Source organism: Actinoplanes sp. NPDC051633, assembly GCF_040681735.1.
Taxonomy (GTDB): domain Bacteria; phylum Actinomycetota; class Actinomycetes; order Mycobacteriales; family Micromonosporaceae; genus Actinoplanes.
Genome location: NZ_JBFAZH010000917.1, coordinates 1 through 3,185 on the forward strand (window position 1 = coordinate 1; position 3,185 = coordinate 3,185).

Below are 3,185 nucleotides of genomic sequence, written 5' to 3' on the forward strand. Positions count from 1 at the left end.
GCAAATGTTGATTATAACTTCCGTCATTTTTGTTAACAGTAACTTCAGTTGAACGCATAAAACCGATTAAATTCTTTTTAACTTTTGCAGATAAAATTGGTAGAGTAAAAGTGACATACATAGGCTTAGCACTTAATATTGTTGGGTCGGTTTTAATCATTATTACGCCATTACCAAGTCTATTGATTATTGGACGTGCTATTCAAGGATTGTCAGCGGCATGTATAATGCCAGCGACACTCGCAATCATTAATGAATATTATATCGGGACAGCACGACAACGTGCATTAAGCTACTGGTCCATCGGTTCATGGGGAGGTAGTGGTGTTTGTACTTTGTTTGGTGGTTTAATGGCCGTGGCGCATGGTCCAGATTTCGCCGGCCCAGGCGGCGGTCATCGACGGGTCGGCGGACGGGAAGCGGCCCGCCGCGATGCACCGGCGCACGTCCTCGACGAGCCGCTCGAAGATGCCGACGCCGGCGTCGCCGTCCCCCTCCGCGGGCCGGTCGGTGAACATGGCCCGGTACATCTCCGGGCTGGTCAGCCCGCTGGTGAAGTACACGAGCCCCGCGGCCGCCAGGTCCGCCACCTCGTCGCCGGTGCGCGGCAGGGCGTCCAGCCGCTCGGCCAGCCGGGCGAACCCCTCGGCCCGGATCGCGCGGCACAGCTGATCCATGCTCCCGAAGTGTGTGTAGACGGCCATCGTGGACGTGCCCGCCTCGGCGGCGACGCGGCGCGTGCTGAGCGCGCTCCGGCCGTCGCCGGCCAGGATGCGGGCGCCCGTCTCGATCAACGACATGCGGACGGCTGGGTCGGCGGCTCTCGGACTCACCGCTTGACAGTAGCATAACGCCGTTCTATAACGACGATATGAATAGAGCCGCGATTGTCTTCGACGTGGGTCTGCCCCTGGCCACCTACTACACGTTGCACGGGTTGGGCGTTTCCGACCGGACCGCGTTGCTGGCCGCGACGGCGGCCGCGGGCGTGCGGTTGGTCTGGGTCGCCTTGCGTACGCGCCATGTCACCTGGTTCGCCGCGGTCATGCTCTCGGTGTTCGGCGCCGGGGCGGTGCTGACCTTCATCGGCGGCGACGCCCGCGTGCTGTTGCTGAAGGACTCCGCGCCCACGGTGATGCTCGGGCTGGTGTTCCTGGCGAGCCTGCTCGGCGGGAGCCCGCTCACCGTGTCGGCGGCGCAGAGTTGGAAGCCGGCGCAGGCGGACCGGGTGGCGGATCTGTACCGCAGCGAGCCGGCCGGACGGCGGGCATTCCGCGTCAGCTCCCTGGTCTGGGGCGTCGGCCTGCTGGCCGAGGCGGTCGTCCGCGTGCCGCTGGTCTACCTGCTGCCGGTCACCGTGATGGTGGGCCTGTCGACCGCGATGATGCTCGGCACGCTGGCCGCCCTGTTCGTCTGGAACGCGATCTACCTGACCCGGGCGGCCCGGCGCAGCCCGGAGTTGTCCATCCTCGTCCCCAGCAGGGCCTGAGCGCGGCCGTCAGCGCACGCTGTCGGCGATCCGGCGGGCGTCGTCGAGCGCCTCGGGTGTCGCGTCGTCCGCGGTGACTCGCCAGTCGGTGCTGTCCCGGGTCTCGATGGTCAGCGCTCGGGTCGCGGGATCGCCGGGCGGCGACGCGACCAGCGCCAGATTGATCGGCTGGTCCATCTGGCCGGCCAGGCGCAGCAGCGCCTCGAAACGCAGTTCCACGCACTGAGTGCCGGCTCGCAGGCGTCGTTCCAGCGCCACCGCGTCCAGGGTGGAGCCCGGCAGTGCCGTGCCCTCGAAGTCGAGCAGCCGCCACTCCCACCGCTCGCCGCGGACATGGCCGAGGACGTCGGTCAGTGAGACCAGCCGGCCGTCCGCGCTGAATGCCGGGAACGTGAACTCCACGAGATCACTCTGCCAGGGGTTGGGCTTGACCGCGCCGCGGCGAGCCGCCGGTCGGGTTCGGGACGTACGGGTGCTCGTGCGGGTTGGGGTGCTGCGACGGCCGGCCGTGGTCGGTGAAGTCGACGTCCTTCACCGGCTGGCCGTTCCCGTCGAACTCGCGGGCCTGCGGGTAGTCCCCGTGTCGTCCGTCGTTCACGCCGAGCTCCGTGTGCGGATAGTCCGACTCGGGAGTGGGGATTCCGTTGCCGTCCCGGGGAAGTTTCCGGCCCGGGAAGGGCCCGATGCTGCCGTCGTCCGGAGCCGGAGCCGGATCCGGAGCCGGATCCGGGGCCGGAGCGGGACCTGGGGCCGGTTGCGGTTCCGGCTCGGCCGCGTTGCCCGCGGCGTCGATGTGCACGCCCGGCAGCCCGGCGACCGGGTCCGGTGCCGGGCCCGCACCGGGCAGGGTCGGCAGCCCGATCAGCGGCCCGCCGCCGACCGTGGTCCCGATGGGCCCGGTCTCGGTCATCGTGGGGGTGCCGCCGCCGGACAGCTGCGTCAGCGTGCCGCCCCGCGGAAAGGGCCCGCCCTCGGGGGACGGGAGGTCGGCGGGCAGCAGGCCGAGCCCGGTGATGCGCTGCACGCAGCCGGCGATCCGCTGGTCGACGTCGGCCACCACCTGGTCACGGATGAGGCCCAGGTCCAACTCGCGGATACCGGGCGGGAGCTGCCCGGCCTGGATCCACCGGGGCAGGTTCCCGGTGATGATGCCGCCGATGTCGATCTTGCAGCTGCGTACCTCCGCGGCGAAGGCGTCGACCCGGTTCGCCAGCATGGTCATGCCGTCCGCGGCGGCGACCGCGGTGGCGAGCGTGCCTTGCGTACGGGCTCCGGCAGCTTCGCCGGCCGGGTCCGGCCACAGCCCACCGAGGCTGCTCAGATCGGTCAGCCCCGCCGTCATGAACCGGTCGCCGCCGGACCGCCAGTCCTGAGCGAGCGCGGCCAGCCGGTCCTCGTCGGTCTCCGGCCAACCGGTCACGTACCGCACCGCGGGCCACAGACCGGCGTCGGCGGGCGGTTCAGGCACGGGCACCGGGGTCTCCGGCGCCGGGCACGGTGGGCATCATCGTGGCGCATCGCCGGTCGGTGGCGCGATAGTCCTGAGCGCACTGCTCGCTCATGTCGGCGTCGGCGAGCATGCCGGTCGGCACCTGCCCGGCCATGTGCTGAAGGGCGTCGCCGGCCGGACGGTAGGCCGATCCGATCGCCGCGCCGATGGCGTCGCCGCCGAACGCCGACTCGCCGCCGGCGATCG

The 3,185-nt window shown here is 69.2% G+C and carries 5 protein-coding genes and 1 pseudogene; 2 read left to right on the top strand and 4 right to left on the bottom strand.

Annotated features, from left to right (window positions below; all coding sequences use genetic code 11):
- Nucleotides 1-110: 110 nt before the first annotated feature.
- Nucleotides 111-308, top strand: a pseudogene (locus AB0M20_RS34450) (MFS transporter); the annotation flags it as partial.
- A 39-nt stretch (nucleotides 309-347) separates the two neighbouring features.
- Here the strand turns inward: AB0M20_RS34450 and AB0M20_RS34455 are convergent.
- Nucleotides 348-833, bottom strand: coding sequence for a TetR/AcrR family transcriptional regulator (locus tag AB0M20_RS34455; protein WP_364304535.1), 486 nt, complete (start codon nucleotides 831-833; stop codon nucleotides 348-350).
- A 38-nt stretch (nucleotides 834-871) separates the two neighbouring features.
- Here AB0M20_RS34455 and AB0M20_RS34460 point away from each other — a divergent pair, with 38 nt between their 5' ends.
- Nucleotides 872-1,489 (top strand): VC0807 family protein, encoded by a 618-nt coding sequence (locus tag AB0M20_RS34460; RefSeq protein ID WP_364304536.1) that lies wholly within the window; start codon nucleotides 872-874, stop codon nucleotides 1,487-1,489.
- 9 nt (nucleotides 1,490-1,498) lie between these two features.
- Here AB0M20_RS34460 and AB0M20_RS34465 read toward each other — a convergent pair whose 3' ends face one another.
- From AB0M20_RS34465 to AB0M20_RS34475, 3 genes are all read right to left on the bottom strand, one after another.
- Nucleotides 1,499-1,891: a hypothetical protein gene (locus AB0M20_RS34465; RefSeq protein ID WP_364304537.1), complete on the bottom strand. Its 393-nt coding sequence runs from the start codon at nucleotides 1,889-1,891 to the stop codon at nucleotides 1,499-1,501.
- A 4-nt stretch (nucleotides 1,892-1,895) separates the two neighbouring features.
- A complete protein-coding gene (locus tag AB0M20_RS34470; RefSeq protein ID WP_364304538.1) occupies nucleotides 1,896-2,957 on the bottom strand; it encodes a hypothetical protein in 1,062 nt (353 codons plus the stop codon).
- The coding region (locus AB0M20_RS34475; protein WP_364304539.1) for a hypothetical protein at nucleotides 2,950-3,185 on the bottom strand (236 nt) is incomplete at its 5' end. The genes AB0M20_RS34475 and AB0M20_RS34470, both read right to left, overlap by 8 nt.

What these genes read in the sequence shown, in the direction of transcription:
- AB0M20_RS34460 (WP_364304536.1), top strand. Translation starts at nt 872, where the DNA reads ATGAATAGAGCCGCGATTGTCTTCGACGTGGGTCTGCCCCTGGCCACC.